The sequence below is a fragment of the Streptomyces sp. NPDC002838 genome (assembly GCF_040295365.1).
Classification (GTDB): domain Bacteria; phylum Actinomycetota; class Actinomycetes; order Streptomycetales; family Streptomycetaceae; genus Streptomyces.
In genome coordinates this window covers 21,939-39,157 of sequence record NZ_JBEOVF010000003.1, presented here as the reverse complement: position 1 = coordinate 39,157, position 17,219 = coordinate 21,939, and the positions used below count along the sequence as shown (strand labels likewise).

General features: G+C 64.7%; 18 protein-coding genes and 1 pseudogene. 11 read left to right on the top strand and 8 right to left on the bottom strand.

The features are described from left to right. Positions 1 to 419: 419 nt before the first annotated feature. From ABT063_RS05045 to ABT063_RS05035, 3 genes and pseudogenes are all read right to left on the bottom strand, one after another. Positions 420 to 903: pseudogene (locus ABT063_RS05045) on the bottom strand (transposase family protein). 317 nt (positions 904 to 1,220) lie between these two features. Then, entirely contained in the window at positions 1,221 to 2,708 is a 1,488-nt protein-coding gene (locus ABT063_RS05040; RefSeq protein ID WP_351055759.1) for a DUF8370 family protein, read from the bottom strand. A gap of 370 nt (positions 2,709 to 3,078) precedes the next feature. Continuing rightward, positions 3,079 to 3,834: a GntR family transcriptional regulator gene (locus tag ABT063_RS05035; protein ID WP_351055758.1), complete on the bottom strand. Its 756-nt coding sequence runs from the start codon at positions 3,832 to 3,834 to the stop codon at positions 3,079 to 3,081. A gap of 78 nt (positions 3,835 to 3,912) precedes the next feature. Between ABT063_RS05035 and ABT063_RS05030 the strand changes: the two genes are divergently transcribed. From ABT063_RS05030 to ABT063_RS05000, 7 genes are all read left to right on the top strand, one after another. Then, positions 3,913 to 4,191 (top strand): hypothetical protein, encoded by a 279-nt coding sequence (locus ABT063_RS05030; RefSeq protein ID WP_351056137.1) that lies wholly within the window; start codon positions 3,913 to 3,915, stop codon positions 4,189 to 4,191. A gap of 14 nt (positions 4,192 to 4,205) precedes the next feature. Then, positions 4,206 to 4,508, top strand: coding sequence for a hypothetical protein (locus ABT063_RS05025; protein ID WP_351055757.1), 303 nt, complete (start codon positions 4,206 to 4,208; stop codon positions 4,506 to 4,508). A 199-nt stretch (positions 4,509 to 4,707) separates the two neighbouring features. Beyond that, positions 4,708 to 4,932 carry a hypothetical protein gene (locus ABT063_RS05020; RefSeq protein ID WP_351055756.1) on the top strand — a complete coding sequence of 75 codons (225 nt, stop codon included), beginning with the start codon at positions 4,708 to 4,710 and terminating at the stop codon, positions 4,930 to 4,932. Between the two features lie 8 nt (positions 4,933 to 4,940). Further along, complete coding sequence (locus ABT063_RS05015; protein WP_502990762.1) at positions 4,941 to 5,672, top strand: GntR family transcriptional regulator; 732 nt, start codon at positions 4,941 to 4,943, stop codon at positions 5,670 to 5,672. Beyond that, positions 5,669 to 5,971 carry a hypothetical protein gene (locus tag ABT063_RS05010; protein ID WP_351055754.1) on the top strand — a complete coding sequence of 101 codons (303 nt, stop codon included), beginning with the start codon at positions 5,669 to 5,671 and terminating at the stop codon, positions 5,969 to 5,971. The genes ABT063_RS05015 and ABT063_RS05010 overlap by 4 nt, the downstream gene beginning before the upstream one ends. A gap of 511 nt (positions 5,972 to 6,482) precedes the next feature. Next, positions 6,483 to 8,522, top strand: coding sequence for a TerD family protein (locus tag ABT063_RS05005; protein WP_351055753.1), 2,040 nt, complete (start codon positions 6,483 to 6,485; stop codon positions 8,520 to 8,522). Positions 8,523 to 8,884: 362 nt separating this feature from the next. After that, positions 8,885 to 9,448 carry a hypothetical protein gene (locus tag ABT063_RS05000; RefSeq protein ID WP_351055752.1) on the top strand — a complete coding sequence of 188 codons (564 nt, stop codon included), beginning with the start codon at positions 8,885 to 8,887 and terminating at the stop codon, positions 9,446 to 9,448. 256 nt (positions 9,449 to 9,704) lie between these two features. On the opposite strand, the gene ABT063_RS04995 is transcribed toward ABT063_RS05000, so the two are convergent. The 4 genes from ABT063_RS04995 to ABT063_RS04980 form a co-directional block, all read right to left on the bottom strand. Continuing rightward, entirely contained in the window at positions 9,705 to 10,256 is a 552-nt protein-coding gene (locus ABT063_RS04995) for a hypothetical protein (RefSeq protein WP_351055751.1), read from the bottom strand. A 219-nt stretch (positions 10,257 to 10,475) separates the two neighbouring features. Next, positions 10,476 to 11,309 carry a PIN domain-containing protein gene (locus tag ABT063_RS04990; RefSeq protein ID WP_351055750.1) on the bottom strand — a complete coding sequence of 278 codons (834 nt, stop codon included), beginning with the start codon at positions 11,307 to 11,309 and terminating at the stop codon, positions 10,476 to 10,478. 656 nt (positions 11,310 to 11,965) lie between these two features. Then, on the bottom strand, positions 11,966 to 12,520 hold the full coding sequence (cyaB, locus tag ABT063_RS04985) for a class IV adenylate cyclase (protein ID WP_351055748.1): 555 nt from the start codon (positions 12,518 to 12,520) through the stop codon (positions 11,966 to 11,968). A 17-nt stretch (positions 12,521 to 12,537) separates the two neighbouring features. Continuing rightward, entirely contained in the window at positions 12,538 to 13,389 is an 852-nt protein-coding gene (locus ABT063_RS04980) for a helix-turn-helix domain-containing protein (protein ID WP_351055747.1), read from the bottom strand. A 398-nt stretch (positions 13,390 to 13,787) separates the two neighbouring features. Here ABT063_RS04980 and ABT063_RS04975 point away from each other — a divergent pair, with 398 nt between their 5' ends. From ABT063_RS04975 to ABT063_RS04965, 3 genes are all read left to right on the top strand, one after another. After that, positions 13,788 to 14,102 carry a hypothetical protein gene (locus ABT063_RS04975; protein ID WP_351055746.1) on the top strand — a complete coding sequence of 105 codons (315 nt, stop codon included), beginning with the start codon at positions 13,788 to 13,790 and terminating at the stop codon, positions 14,100 to 14,102. After that, positions 14,099 to 14,629 (top strand): DUF6415 family natural product biosynthesis protein, encoded by a 531-nt coding sequence (locus ABT063_RS04970; protein ID WP_351055745.1) that lies wholly within the window; start codon positions 14,099 to 14,101, stop codon positions 14,627 to 14,629. Before ABT063_RS04975 ends, ABT063_RS04970 begins: the two co-directional genes overlap by 4 nt. 73 nt (positions 14,630 to 14,702) lie before the next feature. Further along, positions 14,703 to 14,897, top strand: coding sequence for a hypothetical protein (locus tag ABT063_RS04965; protein ID WP_351055743.1), 195 nt, complete (start codon positions 14,703 to 14,705; stop codon positions 14,895 to 14,897). A gap of 80 nt (positions 14,898 to 14,977) precedes the next feature. Here ABT063_RS04965 and ABT063_RS04960 read toward each other — a convergent pair whose 3' ends face one another. Continuing rightward, positions 14,978 to 15,739 carry a phosphoglyceromutase gene (locus ABT063_RS04960; protein WP_351055742.1) on the bottom strand — a complete coding sequence of 254 codons (762 nt, stop codon included), beginning with the start codon at positions 15,737 to 15,739 and terminating at the stop codon, positions 14,978 to 14,980. A 206-nt stretch (positions 15,740 to 15,945) separates the two neighbouring features. Between ABT063_RS04960 and ABT063_RS04955 the strand changes: the two genes are divergently transcribed. Then, positions 15,946 to 17,208 carry an MDR family MFS transporter gene (locus ABT063_RS04955; protein WP_351055741.1) on the top strand — a complete coding sequence of 421 codons (1,263 nt, stop codon included), beginning with the start codon at positions 15,946 to 15,948 and terminating at the stop codon, positions 17,206 to 17,208. Positions 17,209 to 17,219 lie beyond the last annotated feature (11 nt).

The following is a 17,219-nucleotide window of genomic DNA, read 5'->3' as shown; positions in this document are numbered from 1 at the left end:
CCGGATGGAACGATCGCCAGTTGGCCAACCGTAGCTGCGCATGGCCAGCTATTGCGTACTCGCAAGACTCTCAGCTCGCGGAGCCTGGGTCTTCGAGGGGCGACTACGACACCGACCTGCGGCGGAGCGGTGTACCAGCCCTGGTGATCGGTGGCTGAGTCTTCTCTGCCCCTCGGCGAGTCCCCGCAGGATCTGGCACGCAACTGGCAAGCCCCCGACGCACCTTGAGCGGACGCCAGCCTTGGGGTCGTCTGAGCCTCAGCCGACGACAGTCAGCCACGATGGCGGGTGCGCCGACCGATCAGGCGCGCGTGTGCCACGGTACCCACCAACCGGCCCTAGCCACGCTCCTCGAAGGCGTCTGTGGAGTAAGTTGCGATGGCGGCAGCGTGCAGTGGCTCTTTCGACAATGAGCCCTTTCAGCGTTGCCGCTCCAGGGTGAGGAGGGCGGCGGAGATTGACGACATTCGATTCGGGCTGCATCGGGCTTTGCGCAAGATCCGCCATGACTTCAGTCGTGCGACGCCGCGTTCGACCGGTGCCCGGGCGGCGGACAGCGCACGGTTGACGGTCTTCTGGGTGGGTGTGAGGCCACGGCCCGGTGGCCGCCGGTGAGGTGTCGTCACCCACGGGCCGGCTCCCATGTAGGCCCGGTTGGCGAGGATCGGGATGCCTTGGCGTTCGCAGATCCGGATGATCCGGTGGGTGCGGGCCGCCGTCAGGTCGTGTGGCCGCCGCGATCTGCGCGAGGGTATCGTGCCTGCGCAGGTACACCAGGGCGACCAGCGCACGCTGGTGCGGCGGTAGCTTGCAGCGGCGGTCACCCTCGCGGGTGACGATGAGCATGGTGGCCCACTCGACCAGCGCATGCGGGAGGTCGAGTGCGGCAGGATGGGGAACCAACAGGGCTCCTGTGCCGGTGGGTTGAGACTTCGAACACCTCACTCAACGGCACGGGAGCCTTGTGCGTTGCGCCCTGCGACCTCGTCACCCGATCAGTGCCTGCGCTGAAAAGGCTCAATGACTTCTTCGTCCCGAAGCAACTTGGGTGGGCGGTCGACCTTGGGCTGGTGTGCCTCTCACCTGCTGTGATTGGTGCGCAGGTGTGCGCGGTTGTCCGCCGCTGTACGTCGGCGTTGTCACGCAGTTAGACACTCATCGCTGCTCTCCCGGTGGAAGGCCCTCAACGCCTGATCACACTAGGCACCCGTCGCCATGGATCAGCTGACGAGCTTGCGGAACCGCTCGAACAGGAGCCGGAACTCACCTGGGTAGGGCCTTTCCTGCTCGTCTTCGTCGTTCTCGGTCGGGTCGAACGGAGTGTGCGCTAACACGACCTCATCAACGAGGGCTGAAAGGTCGCCGTCGTCTAGGAGGAGAACGAATTCGTGTCGACTGAGCGCTGCGTCTCGGCAGCGCTGCAGGAAGTTTTCCTTATCAGAGAGAGACCTGCACAGTAACAGCCCGACCTTTCCGCGTAGGGGCGAGAATCTTCCGCATAGCTGATCCAACTCTGGATTTCCGAGTTCAGAATTGTAATTCTTGCACTCGACGAATATATGTGAACTCGGATGGCCCTGTCGCGTCACCCAACCGAAGAACCCATCGGTCGCGCTGTTCGTGTACGTGATGTCGACTCTTTTTCTGGACTGGTCCAAGGGGTGCTCAACAACAGGGTATGTCAGCCACGGATAGAAGATCGCACTTAGGAGTGCGTGAACACCGTGGTGATATGCGGTGGCATGCTCGGAGCCTGGCGGTGTGTCTAGGACCGCTTTAAGAAGACTCCGGTAACTAACAGGCTTAGTCCCGGTCGCCTGGCTTAGCTCGTCATGATCCAGGGGGTTCGATGGCTTCTTGCGCTTCTCTTCCTTGTAGGCGCGGAATACTTCAGGCCGGGTCACGCTCAGGTCGACCATCTTGTCTTTGTCGCCGCCGTACTCTTTCTCAATGTCTATCTTGGTTACAAATTTTCGCCCACTCTTGGCCGTTTGGACGAGCTTGCCGCCTGGCTTGTCGAGCTCCTCATCTTGAAGCGTAGGAGCGAGATGGTTTCGGAAGTAATCCTCTTTAGTCAAATGAAGATCATGACGGACGACCACCTTCGGCACCAGCAGGAGTGGATTTCCTAGCGGCACCAACATCCTCGTATTACCCTCCTCCCATTCGCAGGTCGAAGGGTTCCAGACGAGCCCGCTGTAGATTCCCTCCTGAAGTTCCATTCCGTACATGGATGCCATTGACTGCGCATAGGAGATAAGCATCCCGCGAATGATATTCGTGGTCACGTCCGAAATGATGTCTTTGCCAATACCTTCTATAAAAAGTGCTGTGTCTTCCAGGTCCTCAAGCAGACCGGTTTGTGCTGCTGCACTAACTACGAGGTTCTTGGAAATGCGTTGCACAAGGTAGGGGCCCAGGCCTCGACCGCGCGACTTTCCCTTAGATAATCCGAAGTGAGTTTCATTAGGCTCTTGCAGGCGAACTAGGAGTTCACGCAGTCGCCCTGGGTCGCCGTGGTTGATTGCATCGACAACACTATGAAAGAACGTCGAAAGCATCGTGTGACACTGGCTTGACCACTCGTCCGGAAGATTTTTTAGTGTGCTCGGATCAATGTAGACGGGGGTGTCTTTTTCTACGTCAACATCGACAAAGTCGAGAGTTGGCTGCGTTCGACCCAGCTTGTAGTACTCGGAAACACGCATTGAAGCCCCCCAGGCTGCAGATCGCCTTCCGTGCGACGACATGAATACCCAGGCTTGGATTTCTGTACGCTCCGCAGCGTCGAGTTGGCCGAAAGAGGGTTGCTGGACGTGCGTTGGGCGCCCTCCACCTGCGAGCCGAGCCGTAGGTGATCTTAGAAAACCGTCGTGGCGCGAGTCACCGTGGGTTCAAATCCCACACCCACCGCAGTACGCAACGGCCCTGACCAGGTCACATGGTCGGGGGCCGTTACGCTGAGCGGTGCACGCTCGGCGCCGTGTGTCCCCGTGGTTTCCCGCTCGATCGGGCACGGATTGAGCACGGGCGACCCACCGCATTCGGAGATCCATCGGGCGGCGGGTTCGCCGACGACTAACGGTTGATCGGGATCTCGTAGACGATCTCGCAGTGAGCGGCGGGCACCACGATGTCCGCCGTCTCCACGGGCCGTCCCTGGTCGCTGTAGTACGTCCGGCGGATGTGCGTGACCAGGGCGGCCTTCTGGATGCCGAGAAGTGACGCCTCCTCGGCGGTCGCTTGCCGTGGCTCGGGCTGCTCCACGGCGTGGCTGACGGTGATGCCGATCTCGGCCATCCGATTCACGACGCCCGCTCCGGCGTGCGGCCCTCCCTCGGGCAGGACGACGAGGGTGCCGGCGGTGAGGTCGTACGGCTCCCAACTCGTCGACAACTGCACCGGCCTGCTGTCGGCGAGGAACTCGTACGCGGTACGAACGCATAGGTCACCCTCGGCGATACCGAGACGCGCCGCGATCTCCGTCGGCGCCGGGACCTTGGCGTCGGTCCGGCTCTCCCAGTCCCCCTGCCTGCCCACAGCCTTCATGTCCGCGCGGAACGGGGACCCGTCGGGCTGCTCGCGCGCCGCTGAACGGACAACTCGCACCCGCTGTCGGGGCTCGGCGACATACGTACCGGAACCGGCGCGGCCCTCCAGCACGCCCTGGGAGATCAGCAGTTCCTGTGCCCGGCGCACCACGTTCTCGCCCACGCCGCACTCCTGGCCGATCTGGGCACGGGAGGGAAGACGGTCCCCCGGCTCCCACACGTGCTCCGCGATTCGCCGCCGGAGTTCGTCGGCGATGCGGAGATAGGGCGGCTGCTCAGGCATATGGAAAATCTAGTCCACTAGCTCTAATCTAGTTAATTAGCTTCACTCAAAGTGATCGCCGGTGACGGAGGCTGCTCTGTGCCCGCTTCGGGAGTTAGCGCGGCGGCCATCGCCGCCCGGTTATCGGCCGTCGGGCTCCCCACGCGCGTGGAGGAGCACGCCCGACACACGACGGTCGAAGCGGAGGTGCCGGAATCGCTCTCCGCCGAGTCATGGCGGGAGGCCCTGGAAGCGGTGGCCGAGGCCGATCAATTCGGGCTTCTCGCCACCAGCTTGAGCGGCCGCACCCTCTGGGCGGTCGTACGCAAAGCGGTCCCCACGACGGGCGATGTCGGGGGACCGAGCCATCAGCGATAAGGAGCTGAGCAGCGTTGCTCAACCGTATCCGTCGTGCCGTCTCGCTCACCAGGGAGCGGCACCGCCCCAAGGGCAGGCACCGCCGCCCCTTAACATCCTCCCGGCCGACAGCCGCCTTGGCACACCCTGCGCTCACCGACAGGTCGACGACCGCCCAGGGACGGCACCCGGACGGCGCGGACTCGCTCGCGGGTGAGGACATCGCGCTCGTCCGTCCGTACATGCTGGCCTGGGAGAAGCGCGTACGGCAGCGCTCGATTGTGGTAGCTCGCCATCTGCCGGCTGAAGCCTGGTCCGCCCTCGCGGGGGTCCGCTGATGCCTCCTCGCCAACGGCTTCGCATCACGCACGCTGAGACTGCCTCCTACCGATCGACCTCATGCCGGATCGGCACGCACCATGCCTGTGCGGAGTCCTCCCCGGCCGCGGCGCCGATCGACATTCCGGTGATCTACGAGGCATGCGACTGCCCCTGCCACTCGGCATTCGACCAGTCCACGCTTGCGGAGGTGAAGCGGTGAGGGAACGGGCACCCAGCGGCGCGCTGGTATCCACCGTTGAGATCACCTCGACCACCGTGCAGCGCGGCGACGTCATACAGGTCGGCGGCCGGGCGTGCCGAGTGAGCAACCTCTTCCAATTGCCCCATGGGGCCAAGCAACTTCTGTTCGAGTCGGGCGAGTTGCTGACCATGCACACTCGGACCCGGCTCGTCGCCGTGCGGATGCTGAGAAGGCGGTGATGGAGTCCATGCCTTCTCGCCATCACAGCATTGCCGATGACCTCCGGCACCAGATCACGACCGGCCGCATCAAGCCCGGCGAACGCCTTCCCTCTGAGACTCAGCTAGCAGGTCAATACAGGGTCAGCACGCCGACGCTGCGGAATGCTCTCGCAGTGCTTCAGGGGGAAGGCCTCGTCGAGAAGATCCACGGTAAGGGGAACTTCGTTCGTCGTCCCCTCCGCAAGATCACATACGTCGGCGGATGGGGCACGTTGGACCCGTGGACCGCTGCTGACGCGGCTCTGCGCGTCACTGTCCGCACCACCGCGATTCGGGCGCGCGGGCATCTGACAGCCCTGTTGAGGGTGCCGAACGGTACCCCACTGACCGAGTTCGTCTGCATCAGCCACGAGGGAGAGTCGCCGCACAGCTTGGCCCGCCTCTACGTCCCGCGTGACCTGACGCCGAACTCAGTGCTCGGCGACGGCACCTCAAGCGAGGGGATAGTCACGAGGTTCGCCATGCTGAGCCCCCCGCCGGCCGAGTTCCGGGAGACGGTATCTGCCCGCCTCCCGACGCCGGACGAAGTCTCGACCCTCCGGATCAGCTCCGCCGTGGCAGTTCTCGCGATCACACGCGTCGCCGCCGACAGCGCTGGGCGGGTCGTTGAGGCCGCGCTTCTGGTGTTCCCGGGGGACCGCGTCGACGCGGTCTTCACCACCCACCACGTGATCGAGGAGAGGCAGACACAAGGATGACAGCCCGAAACGAGCTAAGGCTCCTCCCGTGGTCGGGGCCGGAGGGCCAGCCCTGCTATCTCAGCACCGACGACCGCGATGGCTACATGTCCCGCCTGGCGGACAACCTTGAAGCGGTCCAACTCGGGATGGCGGCCGAACTGCTGGAGCAAGCACTAGAAGTACTCGGCGACGAGGATGCGGAGCTGGGGGAACTGCGCCCTCTGACGACGAAGCTGACCGAAGCCTTGCGGGACGTGCTCCGTGTCGCGACCAGCCGCGGGCACCTCTTGGCGGTGAGCGAACCTGACCTCTCCTGAAGGGCAATCAGAAGCCGCGACTGGCAGCGCCGACCTTCGCTTCGCGGTAGCGCACACATGGGGAGAGAAGCCCCGGTCCCTGACCGGGGCTTCTCTCCCCATTCCGCTTTCCAACTGTGCTGATGGGGTGGCGGGCGTCGTTCGGGGGCGTTCACCTGGGTTCATGGGCGGCTGGCCGTCGGCACTGGGACGGCTTCGGGTCTCGTCTGAACGGCCGTGAACGCAGGTGGATGAGACGGAAAGTGAGGCGGCGGGGCTGCGTCGGCAGGTTCCTGAGCGATGCTCCTTGATCCACGTCCGCGGTGTGTTCCCTCGATCGGGGCTAACGGGACTTGTGGAGCTGCTCTGTTGGCCCTTGGTTCTCACTGCTTGATGTTTCCGGACACCCCCACGGTCTCGTTATCGGGCACTACAGTCCTTTGTTGTGCCATACGTCACATGACGGCGGCGCGGAGTGGGTGGCTTGGGTGGGGGCAGCCAAGTGCCCGAGTTGCGAGATCTGGGGGGCTTCATGCATGAGATGATCAAGGGCTCGAACGTGGCGCTGGCGGCGCTGAGCGAGAACGTCGGTTCGGTGATTGTGAGTTTGCGTTGGGTCAGCCCGACCGGTGAAGGCGATGCGGACGTGTCCGTCCTGCTGCTGGATGCCAACGGCAAAGTGCGCAGTGACAGCGACTTCTACTTCTACAACAACCCGGTTGCCGCTGACGGGAGTGTGCAACTGCTGGGGAAGACGCCGACGGAGAGCGGCGACGAGGACCGGATCAGCTTCGACCTGACCGCGGTCCCGTCCGGCATCGACCGGATCGTCGTGGCGGCGAGCCGCTACGAGGGCGCTGGCTTCGGGGAGCTGGAAGACCTGAAGATGACACTGGCCGATGGGGGCGGGGAGAGCCTTCTCAGATTCGCCATCGATGACGCTGGCGCAGTGAGCGCGATCATCTTCGGCGAGTTGTACCGGCGTGGGGAAGAGTGGAAGTTCCGTGCTGTCGGACAGGGCTACGACACCGGCCTGGCCGGTCTGGCGGCGGACTTCGGTGTCGACATCGATGACGACGCGGGCACAGAGGAAGCGCTGAGCAGTACAGAGAGCAGCGAGCAGGCTGATACGGCTGTTCCGGCTCCGGCCGTTGAGCAGGAACAGCAGGTGACGCCAGGCTTGGTTCCGGCTCCCCGCTCGCCTGGCGACGAGGTGGGGCCAAAGAAGGCGGCACGGCCTCGCACTGCGAAGAAGAAGGTCACTGTGCCCAGGGCGGCCAGGAAGTCTCTGGCGGACAATGAGTCCTGGAAGCAGGCCAGACTCTTTCCGGTGTCGGTACTCAAGAGCGACCGGGACCGGGAAATGCGCGCTACGTCGGTACTGCTGTCGGTGATGGCGCAGGTGCCCGAGTTCGGCCGGAGACTCACGGCGGCGTTCGGAGCACCGTCGGGCCGTATGGAGACGTTCACCGAGGTCTCCCTGCCGCATGGCGATACACCGCGACGCCCCGACGGGGTGGTCCGTGTCGAGCGGGCCGGCAAACTGTGGACCGCGCTGGTGGAGACCAAGACCAACGGCAACGCCCTTAAGCCTGAGCAGGTGCAGGCATACGCGGACATCGCCGCACGCCGTGGCTACGAGGCCGTGATCACATTGTCGAACGACGTCGCGCTGGAAGGCAGCCCGCTCGTCGACGTCAAGATCGACGGACGGCGCAAGCACAAGGTGGCTCTCTGGCACCTGTCCTGGGCCGAAGTCACCCACCAGGCACAGATGCTGATCCGGCACGAGGGCGTTGGAGACAAGGCACATGCCTGGCTGCTCCAGGAACTGCTGTACTACCTGAGGCATGAGAACTCCGGCTGCCACGGTTTTCAGAATATGGGGGCGGCCTGGGTCCCCGTACGCAACGGAATCGATGACGAGACTCTGTGTCAGGGCGATCTGCGTGCCTTGGACGTGGTCGAGAGCTGGGAACGGCTCATCCGTCAGATGTGCCTCAGCCTCGGTGGCGAACTCGGACAGAAGGTACTGCCTGTTCAGCGCGCCAAGCGTGGAGCTGATCCGAGAACCCGCCGCAGCCTCCTGGCCGATCAGCTTTGCGTCGACGGCAGGCTTCAGGCAGAGCTCCGGATCGAGGGCGCACCCGGAATTCTGGCGATCAGCGCCGACCTGCGCACCGGCAAGCTCCGCAACTCCATCGAGATCCCCGCACCCGAGCAGGGTTACCCGTTGACCTGGGCCAAACGCCTCATCCGCCGCCTGGCCGAGGCCCCGGCAGACCTCCACATCGAAACTCTGATCGAAGGAGAGACCGGTGGGCCGCGGGGCACGCTGGAACGGCTCCGCCCGGAGCCAGCGGACATGCTCCCGAAGAGCAACGACACCCACATCACCGGCTTCCGCCTGTCCCTGTTCAAAAGCATGGGAAGCAGTCGCGGGAACGCCGAATCCGGCTTCATCCGCAGCGTCGACGACGCCGTGCACCGCTTCTACACCACCGTGGTAGTCCACCTGGACCGCCCGATGCCCCGGCAAGCATCAGCGAAGGAACGTGCCGGAACGGGGTGACGCCCGACCGTGGACGAGGCCACGTGCTTGCAAACGGGATGAGCGCCCTGAGCTTGGGAAGCTTGGGTTCTCTCCGGGTGGTTGCCGGGCTGACCTGTGAAGAAGCAGCTGCGGGGTCTGACCGGCTGACGTCCTGTTCCCCGCTATTCCCCGTGGTTCCCCACACGACCTGGCACGGTTCTGGCATGACCTCTTCGTCCTGAACTCTCTGCTGGGCGCGCTCGATCACGGTGCCGGCCCAGCCACTGGCTGACGAACGACAGAGAGACAAAACCTGCGCGGCTGATTCGAACGTTTTCGCGGAACGTTTTCTGATCAATGATTCGGGAATTGTTCGTGAATCATCGAGGTGAGGGGGATGCGTGTCGGTCGGTGATTACGTTGCCAGTGGGACTGCGTCGTTGAGTTTGCTCGCTTCAGGACTCGCTTGCTGGCTAGCACTACGCAGCACGCGGGCGGCCGAGTACTCTGCCCGAGCGGGCGAACGTAGCGCACTGGCTGCCGAAGAAGCGGCTCAGGCCGGCGAGCGAAGTGCCGCCGCTGCCGAAAGTGCACTTGGAATTGAGCGAGAGCGCGACGAGATCGAACGTTTGCGCCACTTGGCCAACCAGAAGGCACAACTTCGCGTGGCAACACGGCTGGTTGGCATAACCATGAGCGTCACAATTCGGAACGATGGGCCATCCCCAGTAAGAAATATGAGCTTCACTCTGGCTACGCCTGATCACGGTAAGATGGTCCCAACGGTGTCGCCGAAGAGTCTTGAAAAACTATCGCACGTAACCTTAGATGCAGGAGAGTATGTCGACGTTCCACTCAAAGAACCGAAATGGCGCCACCGCGCGCGGCGTATTGACGTGGAACTTTCCTGGTGTGACGACGAAGGGGATAAGCGTGAAACCTTTCGCTGCTTCTTCGGTTACTAGCATGGCGCAAAACCCCATACTGTTTAGCAGAGTTCCTGTTCATAATTTCAGGTGCGTTTGACCGAGTGGGGTCTATTCACAGACAGTCCACGGCGGACTGACCACCGCTTTAGGAGTTCGATCACCCTGTGGAGCGGCCTGCCCAGACGGGCCTCGGTGGTCGGGCGACGATCCAGATGCGACTGCATCGGTGCACCATCGTTCGCCACCGTTGATGTCAGATGGTGATGTCAGAATTGCCCGATCACTCCTTGGATCAGCCTACGCGAGGAGGCACCCGAAGAGGCACCGGCTCGTCCTGCCCATCCCACTTCACCCGCAGTACGGACGGGATCGACGCCTGCATTGATCCCGCCATCATGAAGTCGTGAATCTCCCCTGGAGGCAGGGACAAGCCGGTAGGCCAGTCCCCGATCATGGCCTCGACTTCATCGACGCAGACGATATTCTCCGCTGCGGCCGTACCGTAGTTCACTAGGTGCCACTTCGCCTTGTTCGCATGCTCGATCTTCAGCGCCGCACGAGGGCGATTCGCTTCCGCTTCAGCAGCTCGGCGCTCCGCTGCTTCGCGGCGCTGGTCCGCTAGCGTCTCCTCCGCGACGGCTGCTGACCGTTCGGCGGCGTCACTGGAACGGCGTGCCTCCGCTACCGCTTGTTCCGAGGCCTCGGCTGAACGCTGCGCTTCCGTTACCGACTTCTCTGCCGCGTCAGCAGCACGACTTCCGTCGCCGCGTGCTTTCAGGCTGACGGCAACAGCTCCGACTGATACGACCAGTGCGGCCCATGCCGGCACGTCTCCCATATCCATGGGATGGAAGCTACGGCACGACACTGACACTGCCCGCTCCCCGCCGTCCAGGGACCAGCGTTGCGACCTGCGGCTTGACCTAGGCTCCGGAGCCTGCCTATGTGTCGAGGAAGTCCCATTCACTTCCTAGGACCCACCGCAGGGCTGCAAGCTTGCCGTTCCAGTAGCCGAACTCCCAGTCACTTTCAGGCAGCAGATTTTCTGCGCCGTACTTCTTTTCTAGTCGTTCGCGTGCCTTTTCCCAATGTCCGCCGCATCCGGATTCTTGGTCAGGTGAGACATGCTCCGGGTATACCAGATGCGGTCGAAGTACTCTTCCTCGGCCTCCAGGATTTCGAGCAGAGACCTGGTGTCTTCCTGGACGACGTCGACTTCCTCGGCGAGTTCCGTGTACTCATCGCCCAGTAGTTCCGTGAGGATTGCTACAAGGCCGTTCACTTCGTAAGCGTAGTGTGAGTTCTCATGGAAAAAGGTGGCTAGGTCCGGGTGGGGCTTACGGCGGTCGCCGTTCGGTGCGGAAAAATCTTGGTAGTTAGAAGTCGCGAATACGCATCGCTCGTCGCCGTCGTCGGCTGCGCGAACGGTGGTCGCGTACAGCTCGATTAGTAGTGCATCAGCCACACTGTTCTTGTTCAGGTGTAGCGGTGCGGACTTGTCGAGACCTCGCCGTACAACAGCCTCGTAGTGACTTTGATCAGGCTCGACTCGTGTTGCATCTTGGAGCAGTGCGGATATCTCCGAGAAGTTCTGAAGCGAACGCGCACTGACGTGTGGGATCAGATGGGCCATTTCTTCGATCCACTCGCCAGCTTGCGTGTCTCCGTACTCCTGAAGGTCTTGGCGGATAGCTTTGAAGCGGTCACGAATGCTAACGCTGACCGACTCTTCTGCGCGAGGACGATTCCTCTCGAACTCGTCCAGGACAAGTGGAGGGGCAAAAATCTCCAGCTTCTTCTGGAACATGAGAACGCGCAGAGGCACGATGACTCGCTGGCCGTCTCGCCGTTTGGCAATGTCCAACCAGACGCTTGTGTCAATTAGAAGTTTGAGCACGTCCTGATGGTAGTCAGCGAGTATCGCAGTGCGTACCCGTTTAGGTCGGTGGAACGGCTTTGGGCTGGAGCTGCTTTGGGGCGAGTGATCATGGCCCCGTAAGCTTCCGGCGCGTCGGGCAGTCTGTGGACCTGCCCGTTAAAGCACGACGTTGGGGCCATGATCTTCGAGGCTCGCCCCAAAGTGGCTGCCTAAAGCCGTGGAGCCGACCGCCCCAGCCACAGAGGGTCTCTCCCACTCCATGCCCGCAGCCGCCGAGCGCGCCGCCGGGCGCGGCCAGCCGGGGCGAAGACAGGAGGCAGGCCGCGCCGCAGAGGCGGCGCGCGCCCGCGCCGTGCGCGGGCCTTGATGAAGTAGGGAAAGTTCTACCGCGCTGAGATCAGGTGCTTGTGTCTGGTCCCCGGAGATGCTTGACACTTTGGTCCCAGCTGATGGTTGACAGTGGCCGTGTTCGGCTTTTCTGTGCGCGTCGTTGCGGTGCGTGTGGGGAGGCCGGGATTGGCGCTGGTGGAGTTGAGCGTGGTCGAGCAGCTGTATCACGCGGTCATGGAGGTCGCATCGGGGGTTCCGGTCACTCAAGTTGGGGGGCAGGTTGGGTCTCGCGGCAGCCGGCGCATGGGTTGTGGCACGAGCTGGTGTCGGCGGAGTGGTGTGCGTTAGCGGCGTTGTGCGGCGACGGCGGCGGTGTACGTCTCGCGTGTCAGGTGCTTCGGGCCGATGCCGAGGTCGGTGAGGACGGCGCGGATGTCGTCCAGGGCGGCGGTCACGTCATCCTCGTTGACGAGTGTTTCCACCTCGAGGAAGGTGCCGTCGATCTCGGGGACGCGGACGAGGGTGGCCAGCATCTTGCGGCCGTGTGCCTCGAAGTCGTAGTTCCGGCATCGCTTTTCGAAGGCGATGAATGGCACGTGCCCGAGGCTGCGCAGGATGGCGTGTGTCGCGTCCGCGTCCTCGACGTGGGTCTCGTGCTCGGGTTTGGATCCGGAGTCCTGGTCGACCGCGGCGCCTTTGTATGTGAGGACTGTGCGGGTTCCGTTCGCGCCGTGCACTGTGCGGACCCGGAGTTCTTCGCCGGCCTTGTCCAGGGACCTGTCGGGGCGGTCGTAGTAGGTGTCCTGGTATACCTCGATGCGGGCCGTCGCCAGCTCGTCGAGTTGCCGCATGACCGCCTCGGGTGAGTGGAGGCGGGCTTTCAACTCCGCTTCGATCACGAGCGGTTCCCTTTCCTTCAGACCGTGCGCTGCGCGCCGTCGATGACGGCCTCGAACATCCTGGAAAAGCCCCGGAAGAGCGGGCCGTGCGGGGTTTGCATCACCTTGTACGTGGCCGACTCGTGGCCTTCCCAGCCTGCGTCGAAGGCGCCGACGAACAGGGTGGAGTCGGTGCGGATGAGTCGCCAAGTGGGCAGCATGCGGTACCGCCATACGCCCAGGTCGCACGTATCTGCCAGCTCCCGCAGCCGCGCCTCCGCGAGTCGCACGCCGCCGGCGAGAGCCTCGGCGGACTCGCCGATCTCTGCGGCGCGCTGATCCAGGGCATTGCTGTCGGGGTCGAGCAGAGCCACCCGCACGCGAAGCCCCTTGCCACCCTGCTCGCGTGGCAGGCAGGCACGCAGAAGGCTGTCGTTCAGTCCGATCAGACCGAGTCCGCGCACTGCGAGTACGTCCAACTCCTGTGCTTCCCGTGCCTGCTGCTGGATTTCGTGCGCTGCGGAGTTCTGCTTTGCGTAGACGCGGACGACTTCAGGGAATGCCGCGAGGTCGAAGGCCGCACCGCCTGAGCGTTTCTCGCGACCGGCGGCCAGCCCGAGCAGGTGCCGGGCGTCGTCTGGCATGTGAAGGCCGTCGGCGATCCGTTCGTACACGTCGAGCCTTGAGACTTCGCGGCGCCGATTGATGATTTCGTTGACGCGAGCCTGTGTCATCCCTGCCGCTGTGGCAATGCGGGCCTGGCTCGCTCCGGCGTACTGCTGCACGCACCGGAACACGGCCCCCATGTCCCGTGTGCGCAGGGCCTGACGCACCTCGGCGCGCTCCCATGCCCAGTCAGGTAGTTCGATCGGCTCCAGCGCGGTCCCCATGCACGGCCCCCGGTATCCACGAATGGATGGAAAGTCATCCCACCGTGAGATTACCGGTGCGGGATCGAATCGACACGAAGAGTCACAGGATCCTGGCCAGACCCCATAGTCCCCGGCGGCCGCGCGAACGGCCCCGGGGTATGGCCAACCTGAGAGAGCAGGTCGACATGGCAGAGACTACGGTCCGAGCAACGGGCCGCACATCCCTGAGCAGCCCGCCCCCTTGCGGGACGGTGGAGAGGTGGCTGGCCTCCGCTCATCCGTCACCAGGCGCGGTGTGCCGCGAGTGGAGCAGTGCCGCGAAGCTCGCGCTGATCCCGCTGGGGAAGATCTTCGATGCGGTCCGTCTTCCGGATCGAATCGTGCACCGAGCTGTCGGAAGCGACGATCCGTCCACAGTGTGCGATCGGCTCGCGCAGTACCTCGGCGGCGGTCCAGTCATCCACGATCCCGGCTTCTGCCGCTACTACGCCCTCGTACCGCCGGGCAGCGCCGAGAGGTGGCTCGTGCCGGTCGCCGAGTGCCTGGGTGAGGGCACCTACCTCGGTGTGCCGCGGGCCGACCGCACCGCGCTGGACGAGCACACGCGGGCTTCGTACTGGGCCGTGCCCATGGCCCCACCGGGCCGCCTGTGCAAGGCAGCCGACCTACTGGCGCTCATCGCGGCGGGCGGCTGCCCGGCCGACGAGAACGAGTATGAGGACGAGGCATGACCGAGCCCGCAACCAGACTTCTGCCGCTCGACCTCGAGACCATGCGTGCCTGTGCGTACCGTCTGCTGGCGGAGGGCGCCAAGGAGCCCTCTCCTGAGGAGTTGGAGATGCTCACGCTCCAACTGCGCGGGCACATCATGGTGGCCATTCCTGAGGTCGAGGCGGCAGTGCTTGCTCGGCCGCAGGACGATGTGCTGCGGGCTTGTGCGCTCTTCTGCCTCGCGGAGGCCCGGCTGCGGCTGAGCGCGGAGCCCGGACGCAACCTGTCCGCCCGGATCGCCCACGCCCAACACCTCGCCCGCTCCGTCCAGGCCCTGTGCGACCACTACGAGAACAGGGAGCATCAGTGCCCGAACGCGCCCGAGCGAGCCGCGTACCTGCGCATGCTCCTGCACTGCCCTGGCTGCCCGCACTGCCGGACTATGGATGACAACGGCAAGGCCACTGGCACCTGCGAGACCGCCGACCGGCTGTTCGAGCAGTACCGGCAGGCACGGCGCAGCGCCGCCGCCGCGCCCCGACCCTAGTGGGAAACGGTCGGACAACCTGCTCAGAGGGCGCGCCCCGGTCGTCAGTGACCGCCCTCGTTGATGTCAGACCTTGACGTCGAAGGCCACCTCCCAAAAATGGGAGGTGGCCTTTTGGCTGGTGCCCCCGGCAGGATTCGAACCTGCGACACCCACAGCCGGCGGCGCGCTCGCCCTCTGGGCGGATGCCCCGGTCGAGATCGCCATCCCCGTGGCGCTGCTGATCGTCCTCGACATCCGCATTTGCCGCTCGCGCCGCCGCACCTGACGGCCCAGAGACGGCCCCAGCACAGCATCAAGCTCCCTGCCTACGGGAAACCCGCAGGCAGGGAGCTTGATCAATACGGCTTACTTCTTCTTCCCCTGATTCTTGACCGCCTCAATAGCCGCCGCAGCCGCCTCGGGGTCGAGGTACGTACCGCCGGGGTTGACCGGCTTGAAGTCGGCGTCCAGTTCGTACGACAGCGGGATGCCCGTCGGGATGTTCAGGCCCGCGATGTCGGCGTCGGAGATGCCGTCGAGGTGCTTGACCAGGGCGCGGAGGCTGTTTCCGTGGGCCGCCACCAGGACCGTGCGGCCCGCGAGCAGGTCCGGGACGATGCCGTCGTACCAGTACGGGAGCATGCGGATGACGACGTCCTTCAGGCACTCCGTGCGGGGGCGGAGCTCCGGGGGGATCGTCGCGTAGCGCGCGTCGTCCGACTGGGAGAACTCCGTGCCGTCCTCCAGCGGGGGCGGCGGGGTGTCGTAGGAGCGGCGCCAGAGCATGAACTGCTCCTCGCCGAACTCCGCGAGGGTCTGCGCCTTGTCCTTGCCCTGGAGGGCGCCGTAGTGGCGCTCGTTCAGGCGCCAGCTGCGGTGGACCGGGATCCAGAGGCGGTCGGCCGCTTCGAGGGCGAGCTGCGCGGTGCGGATCGCTCGCTTCTGGAGCGAGGTGTGCACCACGTCGGGGAGCAGGCCGGCGTCCTTGAGCAGCTCACCGCCGCGGACTGCCTCCTTCTCGCCCTTGTCGTTGAGGTTGACGTCCACCCAGCCGGTGAACAGGTTCTTCGCGTTCCACTCGCTCTCGCCGTGGCGGAGGAGGATCAGTTTGTACGGTGCGTCGGCCATGCGCACGAGCGTAATCCAAGCCTTTCGGCGGGTGCGGGCCGCGCCCGAGGAGCGGACGCAGGGCGGGCTGATGGGCGGGCTGATCGGTGGACCGTTGACGGGATTTGTTAATTGAATGGCCTCCCCTCCGCGTCACTCGTAATGTGTGCTCACCGCTTGAGCCGCTTACATTCGCTTGCATTCGCTTACATCCGTGGGGGATCCGCATGTCAGTCACCGCCCTGAGACGCGCCGTCCGCGAAACCGTCTCCGGGCTCCCCCGGGATTTCTGGTGGCTGTGGACCAGCACGCTGGTCAACCGGCTCGGCGCGTTCGTCGCCACCTTCATGGCGCTGTACCTGACCCTGGACCGCGGCTACTCCGCCTCGTACGCCGGACTCGTCGCCTCCCTGTACGGCCTGGGCGGTGTCATCTCCTCGTTGGGGGGCGGTGTGATGGCCGATCGGCTGGGGCGGCGACCCACCTTGCTCGTCGCCCAGAGCGCGACCGCCCTCTCCGTCGCACTCCTCGGGTTCGTGCACCACCCCGTCGCCATCGCCGCCGTCGCGTTCCTCGTCGGCATGGCCTCCAACGCCTCCCGACCGGCCGTCCAGGCGATGATGGCGGACATCGTGCGGCCCGAGGACCGTGTACGGGCCTTCTCGCTCAACTACTGGGCCATCAACCTCGGCTTCGCCGTCTCCTCCATGGCCGCCGGGTTCATCGCCGAGTTCAGCTATCTCGCCGGGTTCCTGATCGAGGCCGGGATGACGGCGGTCTGCGCGGTCGTCGTCTTCGTCAAGCTGCCCGAGTCCCGGCCCACTGCGCAGGCCGGCGCCAAGGAAGCACAGGACGACGTCCGGCTGGGTACCGTCCTGCGCGACGGGCGGTTCATGGGTGTTGTCGGGCTGTCCTTCCTCGTCGCGCTGATCTTCCAGCAGGGGTCGGTCGGGCTGCCCGTGGCCATGGGCGAGGCCGGGTTCACGCCCGCCGAATACGGCATGACCATCGCCGTCAACGGTGCGCTGATCGTGGCACTGCAGATCCCGGTGACCCGTTTCATCGCGGACCGGGATCCCAGGCGGCTGCTCGTCGTCTCGTCCCTGCTCGCCGGATACGGCTTCGGACTCACCGCCTTCGCCGGCTCCGTGGGCCTGTTCGCCCTCACGGTGTGCGTGTGGACGCTGGGCGAGATGGTCAACGCGCCCACCCAGACCGGCCTCGTCGTCCGCCTCTCCCCCGCCCAGGGCCGTGGCCGCTACCAGGGCATGTACACCATGTCCTGGTCCCTCGCCGCCCTGATCGCGCCGCTGATGTCCGGCGCGGTCATCGACCACTTCGGTGCCCGGTGGCTGTGGGGGATGTGCGCGGTCGTCGGCACGGGAGCGGCGCTCGGCTACGGCGTCCTCATGCGCCGCCTCCCGGCGGAGTCCCCGGCGGCTGCCGACGTCACCCTCGCCGGTACGGAACCGGAAGTCCGTACGGCCTGACGCCGACTCCC